17 protein-coding genes and 2 tRNA genes are annotated in these 17,596 nt (G+C 63.5%); 6 read left to right on the top strand and 13 right to left on the bottom strand.

Annotation, left to right across the window (positions count from 1 at the left end):
* Positions 1-41 precede the first annotated feature (41 nt).
* Together tsaE and XALGPE39_RS05030 are read right to left on the bottom strand one after the other, a co-directional pair.
* Positions 42-527: a tRNA (adenosine(37)-N6)-threonylcarbamoyltransferase complex ATPase subunit type 1 TsaE gene (tsaE, locus tag XALGPE39_RS05035; protein ID WP_045727238.1), complete on the bottom strand. Its 486-nt coding sequence runs from the start codon at positions 525-527 to the stop codon at positions 42-44.
* A complete protein-coding gene (locus XALGPE39_RS05030) occupies positions 524-1,987 on the bottom strand; it encodes a bifunctional ADP-dependent NAD(P)H-hydrate dehydratase/NAD(P)H-hydrate epimerase (RefSeq protein WP_045727237.1) in 1,464 nt (487 codons plus the stop codon). The genes tsaE and XALGPE39_RS05030 overlap by 4 nt, the downstream gene beginning before the upstream one ends.
* A 148-nt stretch (positions 1,988-2,135) precedes the next feature.
* Between XALGPE39_RS05030 and xseA the strand changes: the two genes are divergently transcribed.
* A complete protein-coding gene (xseA, locus tag XALGPE39_RS05025; protein WP_045727236.1) occupies positions 2,136-3,512 on the top strand; it encodes an exodeoxyribonuclease VII large subunit in 1,377 nt (458 codons plus the stop codon).
* On the top strand, positions 3,505-3,894 hold the full coding sequence (locus XALGPE39_RS05020; RefSeq protein ID WP_045727235.1) for a hypothetical protein: 390 nt from the start codon (positions 3,505-3,507) through the stop codon (positions 3,892-3,894). Before xseA ends, XALGPE39_RS05020 begins: the two co-directional genes overlap by 8 nt.
* Before the next feature lie 309 nt (positions 3,895-4,203).
* Here the strand turns inward: XALGPE39_RS05020 and XALGPE39_RS05015 are convergent, their stop codons facing one another.
* Both XALGPE39_RS05015 and XALGPE39_RS05010 read right to left on the bottom strand, forming a co-directional pair.
* Positions 4,204-4,482, bottom strand: coding sequence for a hypothetical protein (locus XALGPE39_RS05015; RefSeq protein ID WP_161795321.1), 279 nt, complete (start codon positions 4,480-4,482; stop codon positions 4,204-4,206).
* Positions 4,483-4,905: 423 nt separating this feature from the next.
* Positions 4,906-4,981, bottom strand: a tRNA-Phe gene (locus XALGPE39_RS05010).
* A gap of 363 nt (positions 4,982-5,344) precedes the next feature.
* Between XALGPE39_RS05010 and XALGPE39_RS05005 the strand changes: the two genes are divergently transcribed.
* The 4 genes from XALGPE39_RS05005 to dxs all read left to right on the top strand — a co-directional run bounded on the left by XALGPE39_RS05005 (position 5,345) and on the right by dxs (position 10,728).
* On the top strand, positions 5,345-5,821 hold the full coding sequence (locus tag XALGPE39_RS05005) for an LEA type 2 family protein (RefSeq protein WP_045727233.1): 477 nt from the start codon (positions 5,345-5,347) through the stop codon (positions 5,819-5,821).
* Between the two features lie 263 nt (positions 5,822-6,084).
* Positions 6,085-7,869 carry an acyl-CoA dehydrogenase C-terminal domain-containing protein gene (locus tag XALGPE39_RS05000; protein WP_045727232.1) on the top strand — a complete coding sequence of 595 codons (1,785 nt, stop codon included), beginning with the start codon at positions 6,085-6,087 and terminating at the stop codon, positions 7,867-7,869.
* Positions 7,870-7,993: 124 nt separating this feature from the next.
* Positions 7,994-8,656, top strand: a complete 663-nt coding sequence (locus tag XALGPE39_RS04995; RefSeq protein ID WP_045727231.1) for an HNH endonuclease — start codon at positions 7,994-7,996, stop codon at positions 8,654-8,656.
* 161 nt (positions 8,657-8,817) lie between these two features.
* Positions 8,818-10,728: a 1-deoxy-D-xylulose-5-phosphate synthase gene (gene dxs, locus XALGPE39_RS04990; RefSeq protein ID WP_045727230.1), complete on the top strand. Its 1,911-nt coding sequence runs from the start codon at positions 8,818-8,820 to the stop codon at positions 10,726-10,728.
* Positions 10,729-10,839: 111 nt separating this feature from the next.
* Here the strand turns inward: dxs and XALGPE39_RS04985 are convergent, their stop codons facing one another.
* The 9 genes from XALGPE39_RS04985 to infC form a co-directional block, all read right to left on the bottom strand.
* A complete protein-coding gene (locus tag XALGPE39_RS04985) occupies positions 10,840-11,307 on the bottom strand; it encodes a cupin domain-containing protein (protein WP_045727229.1) in 468 nt (155 codons plus the stop codon).
* A 329-nt stretch (positions 11,308-11,636) separates the two neighbouring features.
* Positions 11,637-11,713 (bottom strand) — tRNA-Pro (locus tag XALGPE39_RS04980).
* A gap of 75 nt (positions 11,714-11,788) precedes the next feature.
* Entirely contained in the window at positions 11,789-12,145 is a 357-nt protein-coding gene (locus XALGPE39_RS04975) for a MerR family transcriptional regulator (protein WP_045727228.1), read from the bottom strand.
* Complete coding sequence (locus XALGPE39_RS04970) at positions 12,126-12,425, bottom strand: integration host factor subunit alpha (protein ID WP_045727227.1); 300 nt, start codon at positions 12,423-12,425, stop codon at positions 12,126-12,128. The genes XALGPE39_RS04975 and XALGPE39_RS04970 overlap by 20 nt, the downstream gene beginning before the upstream one ends.
* Before the next feature lie 23 nt (positions 12,426-12,448).
* Entirely contained in the window at positions 12,449-14,827 is a 2,379-nt protein-coding gene (gene pheT / locus XALGPE39_RS04965) for a phenylalanine--tRNA ligase subunit beta (RefSeq protein WP_045727226.1), read from the bottom strand.
* 108 nt (positions 14,828-14,935) lie between these two features.
* Positions 14,936-15,931 carry a phenylalanine--tRNA ligase subunit alpha gene (gene pheS, locus XALGPE39_RS04960; RefSeq protein WP_045727225.1) on the bottom strand — a complete coding sequence of 332 codons (996 nt, stop codon included), beginning with the start codon at positions 15,929-15,931 and terminating at the stop codon, positions 14,936-14,938.
* Between the two features lie 204 nt (positions 15,932-16,135).
* Entirely contained in the window at positions 16,136-16,495 is a 360-nt protein-coding gene (gene rplT, locus XALGPE39_RS04955; RefSeq protein ID WP_010342859.1) for a 50S ribosomal protein L20, read from the bottom strand.
* Positions 16,496-16,505: 10 nt separating this feature from the next.
* A complete protein-coding gene (rpmI, locus tag XALGPE39_RS04950) occupies positions 16,506-16,703 on the bottom strand; it encodes a 50S ribosomal protein L35 (RefSeq protein WP_010342861.1) in 198 nt (65 codons plus the stop codon).
* Between the two features lie 329 nt (positions 16,704-17,032).
* Entirely contained in the window at positions 17,033-17,557 is a 525-nt protein-coding gene (gene infC, locus XALGPE39_RS04945) for a translation initiation factor IF-3 (protein ID WP_304413342.1), read from the bottom strand.
* Between the last annotated feature and the right edge of the window lie 39 nt (positions 17,558-17,596).

The following is a 17,596-nucleotide window of genomic DNA, read 5'->3' as shown; positions in this document are numbered from 1 at the left end:
TTTTCCCTTAATAATCCATAACCTGCTTCCACTTTTTAGCGTCAGCTCAGAAAAAGTTGGCGCAAGTCATCTTGCTCGACGATCCGGCTCAGCCACACCTGCCCTGCCGCAGTGCCGGCCCGCACCTGCGCCATGCGCCCACTCTCGTGCAGGGCCAGCAAGACATGCAGATCCGCCGGGGCCAGCACGTCACCGCCGCGCTCGGGCCATTCCACCAGCCACAGATTGGCGCTTGCTTCGTCCAGGCCCAGAAAATCCAACTCGCCAGAGGCTCCTATACGGTACAGATCCAGATGCCATGCCTCACCGTCGGCCAGCGGATAACGCTCCAACAAGGTGTAGGTGGGGCTGCGGATCGCACCCTGGACGCCCAACGCACGCAGCAAAGCGCGCGCCAAGGTCGATTTGCCTGCACCCAGATCACCGTGTAAATGCACGACGGCCTGCGCTGGTCGCGTGGCGGCGAGTACGCGCCCGAAGCGCTCGGTGGCGTCGCTGTCGGGCAGAAACATTTGCAAGGTCATCATTCAAATTCCGGGTTGGAAAGACGCCGCAACGCATGCAGCAAGTCGGAAGGCAGCAAGCCACGTTCGCCACCGGCCGCAGCAGCGCGGTCACCGGCGCAGGCGTGCAGCAGCGCGCCCACGCTGGCCGCTTCGAACGCAGCCAGCCCCTGGGCACGTAGCGAAGCGATCACGCCGGTCAACAGATCGCCCATACCGCCGACCGCCATACCTGGATTACCGGCGGCGATAACGCGGGGCAATTGGCCTGGCGCGGCGACAATACTGCCAGCGCCCTTCAGTACCACCGCAGCCTGGTAGCGGTCGGCCAGCAGCGCAGCGGCGGCAAAGCGGTCGCGCTGCACCTGCGCAGTGGTCAGACCGAGCAGCCGCCCGGCTTCGCCCGGATGCGGCGTCAACACCGCCTGCGCCAGCAGATTCAACGCATCGGCATCGACCACCAACGCGACATCGCTGGCGAGCACGGCATGCCATAACGCCTGCGCCCAGTCGTCTTGACCAAGACCCGGACCGAGCGCCACCACATCGGCCTTGCACAAGAGCGGCATCAACGCCTCCGCGTCCTCGACTGCATGCGCCATAGCCTCCGGGCAACGCGCCAGCAGCGGCGCAACATGCATACGACGGGTCGCAACGCTGAGCAATCCTGCACCGCTGCGCAACGCCGACTCGGCGGTCAGCATGACCGCACCACCGCTGCCATGATTTCCACCGATGCACAGCACATGCCCGGCATCACCCTTGTGACTGTCGCGGCGCCGGGGGGCGAGATATCGACACAACGCGGCAACGCCCCAGGCCGTTGCAAACGGCACGCAACCAGCGAACGCAGCCGCAGGCACCTGCAACGTCGCCAGAGCACGCTCGCCGACATAGTTCAGCGCAGCACCCGTATACAGCCCGGCATGGGCCACGATGAACTGCAGGGTCAACGTCGCCGACAACGCCGCACCCGGGACGCTACCGGACTGCGCATCCACGCCACTAGGCACATCCAGCGCCAACACCGGCGCACCAAGCTCAGACAGCGCACCAAGCAACCGGGTCAATTCAGCATCTGGCGCGCGATTCAAGCCAATGCCGAGCAATCCATCGACCACCACATCGGCAGGTTCCAGCACGCCATCGAACACGACGATACGACCACCGACGCCGATGTAGTCGTTGCAGGCACGTTGCGCCAGTGACGACTGCGGCCCACACCCCGGCAACTGCACCACGCTTACCCGATACCCGGCACAATGCGCCAAGCGCGCCAGCACGTAGCCATCGCCGCCGTTGTTGCCACTGCCGCAGGCCACCATAATGCGCTGCGCCTGCGGCCAACGCTGCAACAGCGTCTGCCACGCCGCCTGCCCGGCACGCTGCATCAGCGCATCAGCGCCCCCGCCCAGCAATGCAATGGCCTGTGCGTCGATGCGACGCGCGGCGGTGACGGTATGGAGATCGCGGCATTCGGACATGCGCAGAATTCTATACTTGCGCCATGTCCGCCCACGTCGCTGGCGTTGCCGACCTGGGAGCAAGACAGCGCAGCCGACACCAGACACAGACACAGACACAGACACAGACATGCGAGGATAGCCGCCAGCACGCCACCGCATCACCTGCATGCCCAATCGCACCGACCAGATCCTCACCCCAAGCCAGCTCAATACGCTGGCCCGCGACCTGCTGGAAAGCACGTTCCCCCTGGCATGGGTGGAAGGCGAGCTGGGCAACGTGACCCGCCCCACCTCCGGGCACCTGTACTTCACCCTCAAGGATGCGCGCGCACAAGTGCGCTGCGCGATGTTCAAGCCCAAAAGCCAATGGCTACCGTTCGTGCCACGCGAGGGGCTGCGCGTCCTCGCACGCGGCCGCCTCACTTTGTACGAGGCACGCGGAGACTATCAACTAGTACTGGAACACCTGGAAGAAGCAGGCGAAGGCGCGCTGCGCCGCGCGTTCGAAGCGCTCAAGGCCAAACTCACTGACGAAGGCCTGTTCGCGACCGAACGCAAGCGCCCCCTGCCGGCTTTCGTGCACCGCCTGGCCGTCATCACCTCACCCAGCGGCGCCGCAGTGCGCGATGTGCTAAGCGTACTCGGCCGGCGCATGCCACTACTGCAAGTGGATATTCTGCCGACCCTGGTACAGGGCGACAGCGCCGCCGCGCAGATCGCAACATTGCTGCAGCAGGCCGATGCCTGCAATCGCTACGACGTGATCCTGCTGACCCGCGGCGGCGGTTCGCTGGAAGACCTTTGGGCGTTCAACGACGAGCATCTGGTGCGCACCATCGCCGCCTCGAATACGCCGGTGGTGTCGGCGGTCGGCCACGAAACCGACGTGACGCTGGCCGATTTCGCCGCCGACCTACGCGCGCCGACACCGTCGGTCGCGGCAGAGTTACTGGTCCCCGACCAACGCGACATCACCATTCGGTTATCCGCCCAACACCACGCATTGCAGCGTTGGCAGCGGCACCTCCTGCGCCAGGCACAACAACGCGCCGACCAGGCAATGCTCAGGCTGCAAGCACAAAGCCCACAGATGCAACTGCAACTACTGCAACGCCGCCAACGCGATGCCGCGCGCCGACTGACCACACTGTGGATGCAGCAGCAAGAACGCCGACAGGCGCAGTTGCGCCATGCTGCCGCGATCCTACGCGCCTCCCAGCCACAGCATCGGCTTACGATGCTAGGCAACCGCCTGCAAGCGCTCGGCCAGCATCTGCCTGTCGCGATGGGGCGACGCTTGCAAGTCCAGACACAACACTTACGCGCGCTGGCGCGCGCAATGGAGGCGATCAGTCCGCTCGCCACAGTGGCACGCGGCTATACCATCCTGACCCACGCCGGCACTGGCAACGTCGTGCGCTCGGTCACACAAGTCGAACCAGGCGCCCCATTGCGAGCACGCCTAGTCGACGGCGAGCTGGACCTGCACGTCGATTCGCCATCACCGGCGCGCTCTGCCAAACTACCCGACAATCATGACTGACATGCCCCACGAAAATCGCATCAAGGCCGTACTGCATGGCATGCGCCGCGCCGAACGGCACAAGGCAGGCAGGCTGGCAAACACCAGCGACATGCTGTCGCTGATCGATGGCGCAGCCTACGGTGCGCCCGAGGATGCGCAACGCGCACTCGACTGGCTCGCCCGCGATGGCACCCTTGGATACCTGAACGAGAACGACCTCAGTAACATCGGCGAGACCATCTGCATTGTCTGGAACGGCTGCGGCGGCGACTTCCCCGCAATGGCGCAATGGCTCACCACGATACAACTGACCGGCGACCGCACAGCGTTGCAAGCCCTGCGCGAAGGCGACAGCCCGGACCTGCTCGCTGCAGCACGCGCGGCCTTCATTGCAGCTTAGATCGAATTCAGCCACCGAATTGGCCAACTGCACGGCACACAGCGGCAGCGGCAGCGGCAATGTCAGGCCAAACTATAGAGAACAACGACAGCATCTGGATCGGTGGAAGACCCAGGCGTCGACTCGGAGAGAAAAATCTTCAGCTTGGTCAATGTTTAGGGTGAGAGCAAAATCGACTCAACCAGCAAAAACCTGACTTTCAGCCAAGCAAACCATCGACACTGTCTTGAGGACCAGAGGAAGCGCGCCGCCAAATAGGCGTACGCCATCGTCTGTATCAGGCAGGCCCAAGAGAGCCTGCACGCCGACTCACTTGGCGAGCTTGGCCAGCGATCGACCATCCTGCTGATCGGCACACTCCACCGGCTCACGCAGGACCACACGCTTAGACACACCATCGTGCTGCTGCAGGTACGTGTTGACCATCATGCACTCGGACCCAATCTGTTCGATGTAAGGACCCTCTGCCTCCGGATGATCCTGATCGGCCACAAGCCCTGCTTTCATTTCAGCCCCAGCAAAAGCATCGCCGGCAGCAACCAAAGCCAGGACCCCAGACAGGACAATCAATGGAAATTTAACACTCATTACTACCCCCCAGATTGGCCGTTTCTATGATCCCCATCGGCCGCGTACATGATTACGACCGCGCACGCCATCTGTTGAGTGAATCGTCACGAAAGCATGATCACTTTTCGCATCTGTCTACATCCGTAGACCATAATTTCACGGGAGCGTGCCGAAAGAGCTGCTGTAGTGGCCAGACCTCTGTGCTGCAAAGCAGCAGGCTGCCACTGTAAGGCTCGCGCGGGCAAATCGGCATCGCGAGAAGCATCACCGCATGCCAAACTCTACCAATTGCAACAGCCGTGCCATCGCGTCTTGAGATGGCTGACAAACTGATCCGCAAACCCAGCGGGAGAGCAATCCATACAAAGTAGGATTGGTGCAAAAAAGGATCAAGCCAAGAAGGGATAGAGGTTATACCTCTATGCAAAGCGTTGATTCATATGGTGGCCGAGGACGGAATCGAACCGCCGACACGGGGATTTTCAATCCCCTGCTCTACCAACTGAGCTACTCGGCCACTGCGCAACGCGGCAGTACCGGTGCGAGGCGCGCATCATAGCGATGCAATCGAGATTGGGCAAGCCACGCTGTTTCGACCTTGCAGATGCTGGCCGGCACAGCACGGGCCAGCCTGACCAAAACCAAGTTCCTCGGCAGCGGATCGGCTCAGGGTACGGACGTCGCCCGCCGCACCATCTAGGACTGTGGTGGCTTTTCTTCTTGCGCCGCACACTCCGTCACGGTCAGACCTAAGCACATGCCAGTCAAAGCCGGAGAGGCTTGGCGTTCGTCGAGTACACGGCAATGTCGCCATGACACAGCCGCTTTCCGGGGTGCGTAGTATTCTTCGCCGGTTTCCACACGCCACCGGACTTCGCTCATGCCCCGCCCCCTTCGCCTCGGCTTGCTGATGATGTGCACGACACTCCTGAGCGCGTGCGGAGACGGCATGGTGCGGCGCGTGTCCGACCCGGCTGCGAGCTTGCAGCAACTCACCGTCAATCCCGATGGCAGTTGGAAAGTGGAGTTACGACTGCAGAACTACAGCAGCATTCCCATGCGCTATGACAGTCTGCGCCTGGACCTGGGCGTGGGTGGCGAAGCCGCAGGCACTATGCAGGCAACCCCCGCAATCTCGATCGGCCCGGAAACGGCGGATGTGGTCAACGTCGCCGTGCGACCCAGTTCCGCCGCGCGTTTGGCCATCGCCGATGCGCTGGCAAGCCACCACAGCCTGGAATACACGCTCAAAGGCAGCATCGCGGCCACCCCCGAAGAAAAGAAACAGCGCACCTTCACCATCGATACGCACAACACGCTCTCGCCAGCGCCCGGCCTGGACGGCGTGCTGCGCTGATCGCCTCGCCGTAACCCGACCACTGCACCAACTCTGGTGCGCCTCCATACCGGGCATGCCGGTCTCTGCGCGCGAGTATGCACCGACGTCCTCTGTGACCGACGTTAGGCACGCTAAAGGGGACATACGCACCTTGCATCACAGGGCATACGACGATCCCGACACGATCCGCGCCTTCGAAACGCTCCCTCGGCAGCACACCCCATACGCAGTAGTATCCTGACACTCTCGGCCGCACTGCGGCCCATGGCACGAGCGATCGCATGAGCACCTACCAGGCCCCGTTGAACGATCTTCGCTTCGCCCTGTACGACGTTTTGCAAGTGGAAGCACTATTCGCCCGTCTCGGCCATGCCGAGGCCAACGCCGAACTGATCGACGCGGTACTGGAAGAAGCCGCGCGCTTCACCGGCACCGTGCTGGCGCCGCTGAACCGGGTCGGCGACGAACATGGGTGCACGCTGGACAAGAACACCGGCGCGGTGACTACCGCACCCGGCTTTCGCGACGCCTACCGACAATTCGCCGAGGGTGGCTGGACCGGGCTGACCGCGCCCGTCGCGTTCGGCGGCCAGGGCATGCCGCATACGCTGGGTGCGCCGTTGAACGAGATGATCAACGCCGCCAATCTCGCCTGGGGTAACTTCCCACTACTGTCGCACGGTGCCGTGGAGGCACTCAAGCAGCATGGCGACTCCTGGCAACAAGAGATCTTCCTCAAGCCATTGGTGGAGGGCCGCTGGACCGGCACCATGTGCCTGACCGAACCGCACTGCGGCACCGACCTGGGCCTGCTCAAGACCCGGGCCGAACCCAACGCCGACGGCACGTGGTCGGTCAGCGGCACCAAGATCTTCATCACCGCCGGCGAGCACGATCTCACCGACAACATCGTGCATCTGGTGCTGGCAAGGCTGCCGGACGCGCCACCCGGGGCCAAAGGCATCTCGCTGCTGGTGGTGCCGAAATACAGCGTCGCGCACGACGGCAGCCTCGGCGAACGCAATGCGCTGCGCTGCGGCGCGTTGGAACACAAGATGGGCATCCATGGTTCAGCCACCTGCGTGATGAACTTCGATGGTGCCCAGGGCTATCTGATCGGCCCGCCGCACAAAGGCCTACAGGCGATGTTTACCATGATGAACTCGGCGCGACTCGGCGTCGGGTTGCAGGGCCTGGGGCTGTCCGAGCGCGCTTACCAGAACGCCCTGCGCTATGCCCGCGAGCGCCTGCAATCACGCTCACTCAGCGGTGCTAAACAGCCCGAAAAACCCGCCGATCCGATTCTGGTGCATCCGGACGTGCGTCGCATGCTGCTCACGGTGAAGGCGCTGACCGAAGGCAGCCGCCTGCTGGCACTGCATGCCGCCAGCCTGATCGATATCGCCCACAGCGCCACCGACCCAACCGAGCGCGAACAGGCCGACGTGCTAGTCAGCTTCCTGACCCCGATCGCCAAGGCCTGCCAGACCGAATGGTCGGTGGAAACCACCTACCATGCGCTGCAATGCTTCGGCGGCCACGGCTACATTCACGAATACGGCATGGAACAGCTAGCACGCGACGCGCGCATCACCACCTTGTACGAGGGCACCACCGGCATCCAGGCGCTGGACCTGATCGGGCGCAAGACCGCCTCCAGCCAGGGCGCTGGACTGACGCTGTTCCTGGCACAGATCCAGGCATTCCTCAACGAACACCACGACACGCCAGCGGTGGCAGAGTTCATCGCGCCGCTGCGCGAGAAAGCACAGGAATGGGCAGCGCTGACCAAGCGCATCCTGCAGCGCGCCGCCAGCAACCCCGACGAACTCGGCGCGGCGAGCTACGACTACGTGTTCTATTCCGGCTATGTGGTGCTGGCGTACTGGTGGGCGCGCAGTGTCGCCGCAGCCGCGGCCTCGACACATACCGAAGCATTCAAACAATCCAAATGCGAAACCGCCCGCTTCTACTACGCCAAGTTGCTGCCACGCACGCTGACCCACGCCGCGGTGATCGATGCCGGCGCACAGCCGCTGATGGCATTGGCCGACGCACAGTTCTGAGCCGGTCCATGGGGTAAAGCGGCAAGGCGCATCACCGCTGGCGCGCAGAGACAACCAGACATGCAAATCCGCCGCACGGGCGGATACACAAACCGTCACCAATCGGGTATAAGCTGTTTTCTCGATGGAAACAGACACAACCACGCTTGGTCTGATCGATACCGGGGCCCATGCCGCGTCGGAGGCAGTTCCGACGGCGCCCTATCCGCCCTCCACTCACCTGCCTTCGGTGCGTCTGCTGTCGCTGGACGCGCATGGTCGTGTCCTGGACTGGATCAACTGGCAAGACGCCGCCTGCCTCTACGCACGCGGCGCAGTGGCATGGACCCTGGGCGAGCCATGCATGGAGATCCACGGCGGTCTGTCGCGCGCCAGCGGCGAGCGCAGCGTGCTGCACCTGCACCCGATCATCGCCGCGCGCGGCCATGCACGCTCACGCGCGCTGGACCCCACTCCCACGCTGACCAACACCGCACTGTTCGCCCGCGACGCACAACTGTGCATGTATTGCGGCCAGCAATTCAGCCGCCCACAACTGACCCGCGACCATGTCCTGCCGGTCTCCAAAGGCGGGCGCGACATCTGGGAAAACGTGGTCACTGCGTGTTTCCACTGCAACTCGCGCAAGGGCAACCGCACACCGCAACAAGCGTCGATGCCGCTGCTGGCGGTGCCATACCGACCGAGCTGGATCGAACACCTGATCCTGTCAAACCGCAACATCCTTGCCGACCAGATGTCGTTTCTGAAGGCGCAACTGCCCAAGCGCTCCAAACTTTCGCGGTAAATTCGCGTTAAATCAGCACCCAACGCGCGCCACGCCGCGCCCTGCGACTAATTGCCACACCCCGGCGATCATTCATGCCACCACGTTTGTCCGTTGGACGGGTTGCTTGCCCATGCCCGGAATGGGGAGGAAAATATCGCGGTCGCTGACCCTGCATTCCGATGATCGACTCCACCCGCTATCCGCGCCTTGCGCGCATCCAGTTCCCCGCCGACCTGCGCGGTTTCGAAACATCGGAATTGCCAGCCATCGCCGAGGAGCTGCGCTCCTACCTGATCGAATGCGTCGGCAAAAGTGGCGGCCACTTCGGCGCTGGGCTAGGCGTGATCGAACTCACCGTCGCTCTGCATTATCTCTACGACACTCCGGTGGACCAACTGGTGTGGGACGTTGGCCACCAAACCTATCCGCACAAGATCCTCACCGGACGTCGCGACTGCATCCACACCGTCAAGCAGGCCGATGGTGTATCGCCATTCCCCAAACGCGAAGAAAGCGAGTACGACACGTTCGGTGTCGGCCATTCCTCCACGTCGATCTCCGCCGCACTCGGCATGGCCGTGGCGTTGCAACGCATGGGCGACGAACGCAAGGTGGTAGCGGTGATCGGCGACGGCGCGATGACTGCGGGCATGGCCTACGAGGCGCTGAACCACGCCGGCGGCATGGACCCGGAACCAAACCTGCTGGTGATCCTCAACGACAACCGCATGTCGATCTCCGAGGCGGTTGGCGGTGTCACCAAGATGCTCGGACGCATGACCGGCAGCAAGACCCTCAATGCGATCCGCGAAAGCGGCAAAAAAATTCTCGGCGACAAGAAACGCAACCGGACCGCGCGTTTCATGCGGCGCTGGGAGGAACACTGGAAAGGCATGTTCGTGCCCTCCACGCTGTTCGAGGAAATGGGGTTCCACTACACCGGGCCGATCGACGGTCATGACCTGCCGGCCCTGCTCGGCGCGTTGAAGACGCTCAAGACGCTGAAAGGCGCGCAGTTGCTGCACGTCATCACCACCAAGGGCAAGGGCTACGAATTGGCCGAGGGCGACCAGATCGGTTACCACGCAGTCGGCCCGTTCGATCCGAGCAAAGGTCTGGTGTCCAAAGAAGGAACCAAGGCACCGACCTACACCGATGTGTTCAGCAATTGGATCTGCGACATGGCCGCGGCCGAACCGGCGCTGCTGGCAATCACACCGGCGATGCGCGAAGGTTCGGGTCTGGTGCGTTTCAGCAAGGAATATCCGCAACGCTATTTCGACGTAGCTATCGCCGAACAGCACGCGGTCACGCTGGCCGCCGGCATGGCCGTCCACGGCGCCAAGCCGGTGGTGGCGATCTATTCCACGTTTCTGCAGCGCGGCTACGATCAACTGATACACGACGTGGCGCTGCAACAGCTCGACGTGCTGTTCGCGATTGATCGCGGCGGTGTGGTCGGACCCGATGGCGCCACCCATGCCGGCAATCTGGACCTGAGTTTCCTGCGCTGCGTGCCGCACTTGGTGGTGATGGCCCCAGCCGATGAAGCCGAATGCCGGCAGATGCTCAGCACAGGCCTGCGCCATCGTGGCCCCGCAGCGGTACGCTACCCGCGCGGCACCGGCCCCGGCATCGCTACTGCAGCGACGCTGGATACTCTGCCGATCGGCAAGGCGCAGCGCCGTACACAGGGCACGACGCTCGCGCTGCTGGCGTTCGGCGCAACACTGACAGCAGCCGAACAAGTTGGCCGCGAACTCGGCCTGAGCGTGGTCAACATGCGTTTCGTCAAACCGCTGGATCGCGCGCTATTGCTGGAACTGGCGCACAGCCACGAGGGGTTCGTGACCATTGAGGACAACGTGGTCGCTGGCGGCGCCGGCTCCGGCGTGGCGGAACTGCTCAACGCCGAGGGGGTGTCGCTTCCGCTGCTGCACCTGGGCTTGCCCGATGCCTTCCAGCATCACGCCAGCCGCGAACAACTTCTGGCAGAAGCCGGGATCGACGCCGCAGGCATCCGCGCCGCAGTGCTGGCGCGCTGGCCGCAACTCGGCAGCATCACCCGGCCGCTGAGCGCCGCAAGCTGAGGCCCACGCAGGTAAGCGACAGCGAACACAATGCACTGGCGCCGTTCGTAAGCCGCAAGGCATCGGCACATGCGCAACACAGCGCATTACAGGCATCGCGGCGATGCCGCCTCAGTCGACCAACTTGGGCAAATGCGCGGCCAGTGGATCACTGTCCGCAAGCAACTCGAAGGTTTCCCACAGGAACCCGGGCGCCACCACGCAACCCAACAGGCAATATCGGCCCAGCGGGCGCGCTGCCTGCCAAGTCCCCGCCGGGATCACGACCGAGGGCATGCCGCCGCGCACGCTGGCGTCCAACTGGTAGCGCTGCAAACCGTAGTGTGGGTCGAAGCTGAGCAATTCCAGCGTACTGCCCTCTTCCCAATGCCAGGTCACATCCGCATCGATCCGGTGCCAATGACTGATCTCGCCGCGCTCCAGCAGCAGCCGGATCGCAGTACAGGCCGGTCGCTCGCGCTCCCCATGCCGCACCAGCAGCGCAGAAGTATGCACGCGCGCATAGCGCCCACCTTCCGGATGCGGCAGCAGCGACAACTCGCGCAGCAAGGTGGCGATACGGGCGGCAACACTGGGCATGCGCACAGTCTAATCGTGTTGCGACAGCCTTATGTGTCAAGCCCTGCGACACTTGACCATCTGCAGCCGAGAATCGAGCCGGCGCAGTTGAGATTGTCGGCGAGGCAGGCAGGCACCAGTGGCATGCTCAGATCGATGCAGCGAGGCAATTCGCTCTGGCATCTTGGCGGCATCCATTTGGCGGCATGGCCCCGTCATAGCCCGCCGGATACCACCAACCGGGCCGCCGAACCTACTCGGTATCCCGTATTGCAAAGCATCAGACAAAGAAAAACCCCGGATTTCTCAGGGGTTTTCGTGATATCCGGTGACATGCCGGTATATGTAATTGGTCGGGGTAGCCGGATTTGAACCGACGACCACTAGTCCCCCAGACTAGTGCGCTACCAGGCTGCGCTATACCCCGGTGTGTACATCCACCATGGCGGCGGATCCGCCTAACGGCGCGCCGACGAGTATAGCGGGTTTGGCCCGACTAACGCTATCGACGCAGCAGTTGCAGCACTTCTTCCAACTCTTGCCGCACCTGTTTGATGATCTGATTGCTCAACGCCGATTCTTGTCGTGCGCCCTCGCCATCCAGACGTAGCCTAGCGCCGCCAATCGTGTATCCCTGTTCGTACAACAGACTCCGAATCTGCCGCACCATCAGTACATCGTGGCGCTGGTAATAGCGGCGATTGCCGCGCCGTTTGACCGGCTCCAGGCTGGGAAATTCGGTCTCCCAATAGCGCAGCACGTGCGGCTTGACGTCGCACAACTCGCTCACCTCACCGATGGTGAAGTAACGTTTGGCCGGAATCGGCGGAAGTTCGCGGTTACTGCCCGGATCCAGCATATGCCTCCACGCGCTCTTTGAGCTTTTGTCCCGGGCGGAAGGTCACCACCGTCCGTGCCGAAATCGGGATTTCCTCGCCAGTCTTGGGATTGCGACCAGGCCGTTGGTTCTTGCGACGCAGATCGAAGTTGCCAAAACCGGACAGTTTCACCTGCCGCCCTTGTTGCAACGCATCGCGCAGCACGTCGAAGAAAGCATCGACGAACTCCTTGGCCTCGCGCTTGTTCAGCCCGACTTCGTCGAACAACCGTTCGGCCATTTCCGCTTTGGTCAACGCCATTGCCCTGCTATCCCCTTTCCGTCTCAGCTACGCAGCCGCGCATCGTGTTCGCGGGCCAGCGCCGCGACCGCATCGGCGACCACCGCTTCCACATCGCGATCTGTCAGAGTGCGCGAGTTGTCCTGCAAAATCAAGCCCATAGCAAGACTCTTGCAACCCGCCTCGACCCCTGGACCGACATAGCGGTCGAATAGCACCACCTCCCGCAGCAGTGGACCGACCGCAGTACGCACGCTCTGTGCCACCTGCATCCAGTGCACTGCCTCCGGCACCACGACGGCCAGATCGCGACGCACCGAGGGGAACCGCGACAATTCGGCAGCGCGCGGCAAGGCCCGCGCCACCAGCGGCGCCAGATCCAGTTCGAAGCCAATCACCTCCACATCGATCTGCATCGCCTGCAGCAAGCGCGGATGCAACTGACCGATCCAACCGATCCGCGCCCCGTCCCGGTAAACGTCGGCAGAACGCGTGGGATGCGCAAACGGCAATGCCGACGCGCGGTACTCCAGGCGTGCGCCGGACGCAGCGGCCAAGGCCTCCAGATCGCCCTTGAGGTCGTGGAAATCGACCTTGCGCGCCGGCAAGCCCCATTGCAGCGCATCGGCATCGCCGCACACCGCCGCGGCCACGCGCTGCGTTTCGCTCGGCGCCGCATCGACACTGGTCGCGGCGGCGAAGACCTTACCGATCTCGAACAGCCGCACCCGCCCAGCCTGACGCGCCACATTCCGGCCCAGCGCGGCGACCACGCCCGGCAACAGCGACGGGCGCATGACCGCCAACTCGGCACTGAGCGGATTGGCCAGCGGCACACGCCCGTCGCATAGACCCCATTGGTCCAGCAGGGTCGCATCGACGAAGGCGTAGTTGATGGTTTCCAGCAAATCGCGGGCGACCAACTGTGCGCGTACGCTGCGCTCGTCCACGCAGGTCTCGCTACCCATAGCGATGCGCGCCGCGCCGCTGGGCAAGGTGGTCGGCAGACGATCGTAGCCGTGGATGCGGGCCAATTCCTCGATCAGATCCTCTTCCAGCGCGATGTCGAAGCGGCGGCTCGGCGCAGTGACCTGCCAGCCATGGGCCGAGGCCATCACCTCCATGCCTAGCGCTTGCAGAATGCGCTGCACTTCGGCATCGGCGATCTCGATGCCTAGCACGCGGGCAATACGCGCACGGCGCAGCGTGATCGGTGCCGGTGTCGGCAGAAATTCGTTGCGCTCGACCTCCACCACTGGACCCGCACGTCCGCCCGCCAGTTCCAGCACCAGCCGCGTCGCCATTTCCAACGCCTGCTTCGGCAATGCTGGATCCACGCCGCGTTCGAAGCGATGGCCGGCATCGGTATGCAAGCCCAGCTTGCGACCACGGCCCATGATCGCCGCTGGGGCGAAATGCGCGGCTTCCAGGAAGACATGGCGGGTGGCCTCGGTGACACGGGTGGCGTGGCCGCCCATCAATCCCGCCAGCGCGACCACGCAATCGGCGTCGGTCACGACCAGGAAGCCAGGGTCGAGCACGGCCTCGCGACCGTCGAGCAGAGTCAGCGTCTCGCCAGCACGCGCGTGGCGCACGCCGATCGGGCCATGCAAGGTCTCCAGATCGAAGGCATGCATCGGCTGGCCCAGTTCCAGCATCACGTACTGGGTGATATCCACCAGCAACGCCACCGGGCGCACACCACTGCGGCGCAGACGCTCGGCCATCCACAGCGGCGTCTTCGCGCTCGGATCGAGATCCTCGACCACGCGACCGCAATAGCGTGGTGCCGCAGCGCCGGCATCCAGACGCACCTGCAGTGTGCGTGCACTGGCTTGCGCCACCGGCGCGAGCGCAAGCGGCAACACCTCGCTGCCGCAGGCCGCAGCCACGTCGTAGGCGATACCGCGCACGCCGAAGCAGTCCGCGCGGTTGGGAGTGAGCTTGATCTCGATACTGGCGTCGGGCAGGCCCAGATAATCGACCAGCAACTGCCCGACCGGTGCATCGTCGGGCAGTTCGAACAAACCGGACGCATCGCTGTCCAGCCCAAGTTCCTTGGCCGAGCACAACATGCCGTTGGAGGCGATGCCACGCAGTGTGGCGGGCTTGATCGCGATGCCGCCGACCTGCGCACCGACCAGCGCCAGCGGCGCGACCAGCCCAGGCCGGGCGTTGGGTGCACCACAGACGATCTGCAGCGCATCGCCCTGCCCGGCATCGACCTGACACACCTGCAGCCGGTCCGCCTCAGGATGCGGCGATGTCGCGACGATTCGCGCCACCACCACCTGCTGCAACGACTCGCCGAGCGGCACGACCTCCTCGACTTCCAGGCCGATAGCGGTCAGGGTGGCCGCGAGCTGCTCGCGCGTGGCCTGGGTGGGAACGTGGCTGCGCAGCCAGTTTTCAGAGAATTTCATGCTGTTTCCGGGACTCGGGATTCTGGACTCAGGACTCGGATGGCACCTCGCGCGAACCACCGGAGCCGATGCTCCGGCGTGTCCAGCGCCCCGAGTCCGGGCGGAAATTCAGGCGAACTGGCGCAAGAAGCGCACATCGTTCTCGAAGAACGCGCGCAGGTCATTGACGCCGTAACGCAGCATCGCAAACCGCTCCACGCCCATGCCGAAGGCAAAGCCGGTGTAACGCTCCGGATCGATGCCGACACTGCGCAACACGTTCGGATGCACCATGCCGCAGCCCAGCACCTCCAGCCAGCGGGTACTGCCATCTGGCTGTTGCCAGGCGATATCGACCTCGGCGCCGGGTTCGACGAACGGGAAATAGCTGGGACGCAAGCGCATCTGGAAATCGCGCTCGAAGAACGCGCGCACGAACTCGGACAAGGTGCCCTTGAGATCGGCAAAAGTTGAATGCTCGTCCACCAGCAAGCCCTCGACCTGGTGGAACATCGGCGAGTGGGTCTGATCGCTGTCGCTGCGGTAGACCTTTCCGGCTGCGATCATGCGCAACGGCGGTGCATGCTTGCCCATGTAGCGTACCTGCACACCGGAAGTGTGAGTCCGCAACAGGCGACCATCGCCGAAGTAAAACGTATCGTGCATCGCCCGCGCCGGATGGTGCGGCGGGAAATTCAACGCTTCGAAGTTATGCCAGTCGTCCTCAATCTCCGGACCATCGGCCAGTTCGTAGCCCAAGCGCGCGAAGATCTCGGTGATGCGCTCCAGCGTGCGCGTGACCGGATGCAGCCCGCCGCGTTCGCCGCGCCGCCCCGGCAAGGTCACATCGATGCGTTCGACCGCCAGGCGCGCGTCCAGTGCGGCGGTGTCCAGCAGCGCACGACGCTCGGCCAGCGCCGCAGACACGGTATCGCGCACGCGGTTGATCGCCTCGCCGGCCTGCTTGCGCTGCTCCGGCGCCAAGCCACCGAGCTGCTTGAGTTGAGCGGTGATGCTGCCGCTCTTGCCCAACAGGGCGACCCGCAACTGCTCCAGCGCTTCCGGACTTTGCGCTGCGGCGATGTCCGCCAGCGCCTGTCCGCACAGGGAATCGATTTCACTCATTGCACTCGCGCCTCACCTGCTCCGATCGAACCCGTTGCCCCTGTTGCCGCCAACGCGGGACCATCCCGCACCCTGGCAGACGCCCCACCTGCGGGACACCCAAAACGCAAAAGGGGAAGGACTCGCGCCCTTCCCCCGCATGCTTGCGATTGCACCCCGTCAAAACCCGCACTCACGATGCGGGTTCCTACCAGGGGCTCGCATTTATGCCGCCAGCGCGCCCTTCGCCTTCTCCGCCAGGGCGGCAAAGCCCTGGGCGTCGTGCACGGCGATATCCGCCAGCACCTTGCGGTCGAGGGTGATGCCCGCCTTGAGCAGGCCGTTCATGAAACGGCTGTAGCTCATGCCGTTGATGCGAGCCGCCGCATTGATGCGGGTGATCCACAACGAACGGAAATTGCGCTTCTTCTGCTTACGGCCGATGTAGGCGTACTGCTGCGCCTTGATCACCGCCTGCTTGGCAACGCGGAAGACCTTGCGACGGGCGTTGTAGTAGCCCTTGGCGAGGTTCAGAACTTTCTTGTGACGACGACGCGCCTGGACGCCACGCTTAACTCGAGCCATGGTTCAGTCCTCAGAGGTAGGGAAGCATACGGTCAAGACGGCCTGCGTCCTCGGCACGAACGTGGTTCGTCTGCCGCAGGTTGCGCTTGCGCTTGGTCGCTTTCTTGGTGAGGATGTGGCTACGGTTGGCGTGGCCAGCCTTGTACTTGCCGGAGGCAGTCTTGCGGAAACGCTTGGCCGCCGCCCGGTTGGTCTTGATCTTGGGCATTGCAATGTCCTTGAGGATGTTTTGTCACTGGTCAGGGCGGTGGCGGCGCCACGCTTTCCATCCTTGCCCTTACCGGCTTGTAAGCCCTTGATCCGCAAAGGATCAGAGCAGGTCCTGATTACCGCGCGAACGGCAAACCCAGCGAACTGGGCCGCCTATTATGCCAGGGCTTGGAATGCCTTGCAAATCATGCAGTTCGTTGCAAGCGTGGAGCACAACCGACCCTCGCGGCACCGGCATGTGCAGCCGTCTAGGCGTCCTAGGGGCTTTCCACCATCCCGACCGCGGCCTCGCCGCGATTGACGCGACGCGACCGCAAGTGCCTGGGATCAGCGCTTCTTCGGCGCGATCATCATCACCATCTGCCGCCCTTCCAGACGCGGACGCGATTCGATGACGATCTCTTCGCCCAGGTCGGCCTCGATCCGGGCCGCCATCTCGCGACCGAGCTCCTGGTGGCTCATTTCACGACCACGGAAGCGGATATTGACCTTGACCTTGTCGCCCTCTTCGAGGAAGCGGCGCATGTTGCGCAGCTTGATCTGGTAATCGCCTTCGTCGGTGACCGGACGGAACTTGATTTCCTTGATCTCGACCTGCTTGGTCTTTTTCTTGGCCTCGTTGGCCTTTTTCTGCTGTTCGAACTTGAACTTGCCGAAGTCCATGATCTTGCACACTGGCGGATCGGCCTGCGGCTGGATCTCGACCAGGTCCAGGCCGTCTTCTTCGGCCATCGCCAGCGCTTCGTCGCGGCTCAACACGCCCACCATCTCGCCATCGGCACCGATCACGCGGACACGGGGAACGCGGATCTCTTGGTTCTTGCGGTTCTGTTTGTTGTCAGGGGTACTGATGTTGCAATCTCCCAGGGGAATCGGAATGCCGCGAGCGGA

This window comes from Xanthomonas sp. GPE 39, assembly GCF_000963005.1.
In the GTDB taxonomy this organism is placed as follows: Bacteria; Pseudomonadota; Gammaproteobacteria; order Xanthomonadales; family Xanthomonadaceae; genus Xanthomonas_A.
This window is presented reverse-complemented; position numbering and strand designations above follow the sequence as displayed.